Below are 2,873 nucleotides of genomic sequence, written 5' to 3' on the forward strand. Positions count from 1 at the left end.
TTTAGGCGAAAATATTCGCTTAAATCTCCCCAAATCATTTTAAATCCAAAGTAATCAAATCAGGGTAATCAGCGTAATCAGTTTAATCCTGAGTCAGACAAACTCCGCATCGCCGAAGGCGATCCGCGCTACTCTTCCTCGGGCTCCTCGCTCTCGCCGCCGAGACTGAAGTTCATCATGGTACCCAGCAGGTCGCTGAAGCGGGTTTCGTTTTCCACTACTTTTTTGCTGATGAGGGAATAGGACGATAAACCGTGCAGCACAAATTCCATCAGCAACAGCGCTTCCTTGTTGTTGGCTTTAGGAAAGCGGGCTTTGATGAGATCTTTTAATCCTTCTACTTTGCTGAGGGTGGTATCGTATTGTTTATCGCTGATATCCTGCAGCAGCTGTACGGAGTTGCCTTTGTCGAACCACTGGATTACGCTGCGGTAAGGGTTTTCCGCAGGGGAGCCGGCTTTCTTTTTCTTAAAGGAATCCGGGTTGGGGAAGTAGATGGCAAACAGGGTACGGATGGCTTTGTCGAGCAGGTTGTGGGCCACCTGGAGCGGACCTTCCTGTTCGCCTTCGTATACCAGCTCAATTTTACCGGTAATGGCAGGGATGATGGCCTGCAGATCGGCAATGCGCACCTGCGTTTCCTTTTCCTTGTTGATGATGGCGCGGCGTTCACCGGCACTTACCGCGTTTTCGTAGGCAGCAATAGTTAAGCGGGCGGATACGCCGCTTTTCTTATCCACGTACTCACTGGCTCTCGCCTCAAACGACACCTGTTCGATCAGGCGTTTCACCATATCGGAAATTTGCACTTTGGCTTGCTGGTCCTCATGTATATCGGCTTCCTGTTCGGTGATGAGCAGGGAGTTTTCAATTGTTTTAGGGTAGTGAGTGATGATCTGGCTTTCGATCCTGTCTTTCAGCGGCGTAACAATGGAACCGCGGTTCGTATAGTCTTCCGGGTTAGCCGTGAAAATAAACAGGATATCCAGCGGCATCCTTACTTTAAAGCCCCTGATCTGGATATCGCCCTCCTGGAGGATATTGAACAGGGATACCTGTATGCGGGCCTGGAGGTCGGGAAGCTCATTGATCACGAAGATGCCGCGGTTAGAGCGCGGGATGATACCGAAGTGGATCACCCTTTCATCTGCATAGCTGAGTTTCATGTTGGCCGCTTTGATAGGATCTATATCGCCTACGAGGTCGGCCACGGAAACGTCGGGGGTAGCCAGTTTTTCACCGTACCGTGCGCTCCTGTGAAGCCAGGTGATGGGTGTCTGGTCGCCTTTTTCATCGATCAGGTCTTTGGCATAGCGCGACAGCGGGTGGAAAGGATCGTCATTTACTTCAGAGCCTTCCACTACGGGGATGTATTCATCCAGCAGATCGGTCATCTGGCGGGCCATGCGTGTTTTGGCCTGGCCGCGCAGGCCGAGGAAAAGGATATTGTGTCTTGACAGTAAGGCTCTTTCCGTATCGGGGATCACGGTATCTTCATAACCGATGATGCCGGGGAAGGTGCCTTCCTTGTCCTGTAGTTTTTTGATCAGGTTACGCCTGATCTCTTCTTTTACTGAAACCGGTTTATAGCCACTTTTCTTTAGTTCGCCCAGTGTTTTTATGTTTGTATTCATCTTTGATAATTACGCATTACAAATTGGCAGTAGCTGGTGTCGGATGCGGGATCCGTTTTAACTATGCTGCTGTTTACTATTAATAAAATTTCCTTTTACCGCTTTCAAAATCGCGGAAAAGGAATTGTCCCAGTTTATCGGTGCCGGAGAAAAAGGCTTTACCGGCATTGGTTTCGGTAAATTCCTGTACAAATTTCTGCAGCCACGGATCGGTGGCTACCATGAAGGTGGTGATAGGTATTTTCAGTTTTTTACATTGGGCGGCGAGGTTAAGGGTACGGTTAAGTATTTTCCTGTCGAGCCCGAAGCTGTTCTTATAATACTGTGATCCTATTTTCAGGCAGGTGGGTTTTCCATCTGTGATCATGAAGATCTGCTTGTTCGGGTTGCGCCGGCGGCGGAGCAGGTCCATCGCAAGTTCCAGTCCTGCCACGGTATTGGTATGGAAGGGGCCAACCTGTAAATAGGGAAGATCTTTGATCTCTATCTGCCAGGCATCGTTTCCAAACACAATGATGTCGAGGGTATCTTTCGGGTACCGGGTGGTGATCAGTTCCGCGAGGGCCATGGCCACCTTTTTGGCGGGTGTGATCCTGTCTTCCCCGTAAAGGATCATGGAATGCGAGATGTCGATCATCAGGGCGGTAGACGTTTGCGTTTTGAAGTCGGTTTCTTTTACCTCCAGGTCGTCCTGCTGGATGGAGAAACTGTCGATCCCGTGATTGATCTGTGCATTCCGGATGGAGGCAGTAATATCCAGCTGGTCTACGCCATCGCCAAATTCGAAGGGACGGGTTTCTGCATTGAGCTCGTCGCCCATGCCGGATTTGCGGATATTATGATTGCCTGTGGTTGATTTTTTCAGTTTGCCGAAGATCTCTTCCAGTGCATTTTTACGGATGGTTTGTTCTGCTTTGGAAGTGATTTCAATGGCGCCGCTTTCTTCGTTTTCGCGGATATACCCTTTATCTTTCAGCTCCTGTATAAAATCGCCGATACCATATTCCTGGTTGGTGAGATTATACTCGTTGTCCAGTTCAGTAAGCCATTGCAGGGCCTCTGATACGTCTCCGCTGGTATACGTAAGGAGTTGGGTAAAAAGATCCAGTAATTTCTGGAAAGGTGGTTTTTTGTTCTCGTCCGGGTTGAACCTGGTAAATTGTATTCCTCTCATAGCTTAGCTCATCTTCTGCATTAAATTTACCACTTTTCGGGGAATTTGTCTTGGAACACTGATTT

Annotated in this window: 2 protein-coding genes; both read right to left on the minus strand. The window is 48.8% G+C overall.

Going from position 1 to position 2,873, the window contains the following annotated elements; all coding sequences use genetic code 11:
• Nucleotides 1-128: 128 nt before the first annotated feature.
• Entirely contained in the window at nt 129-1,634 is a 1,506-nt protein-coding gene (locus VN105_RS20725; RefSeq protein WP_325643767.1) for a sigma 54-interacting transcriptional regulator, read from the minus strand.
• Nucleotides 1,635-1,713: 79 nt separating this feature from the next.
• Complete coding sequence (locus tag VN105_RS20730) at nt 1,714-2,808, minus strand: vWA domain-containing protein (RefSeq protein WP_325643769.1); 1,095 nt, start codon at nt 2,806-2,808, stop codon at nt 1,714-1,716.
• Between the last annotated feature and the right edge of the window lie 65 nt (nt 2,809-2,873).

Origin of the sequence: Chitinophaga sp., assembly GCF_035564935.1 — a bacterium.
Taxonomy (GTDB): Bacteria; Bacteroidota; Bacteroidia; order Chitinophagales; family Chitinophagaceae; genus Chitinophaga.

Coding starts and splice junctions, on each gene's coding strand:
- VN105_RS20725 (WP_325643767.1), bottom strand. CDS start 1,634: ATGAATACAAACATAAAAACACTGGGCGAACTAAAGAAAAGTGGCTAT.
- VN105_RS20730 (WP_325643769.1), bottom strand. CDS start 2,808: ATGAGAGGAATACAATTTACCAGGTTCAACCCGGACGAGAACAAAAAA.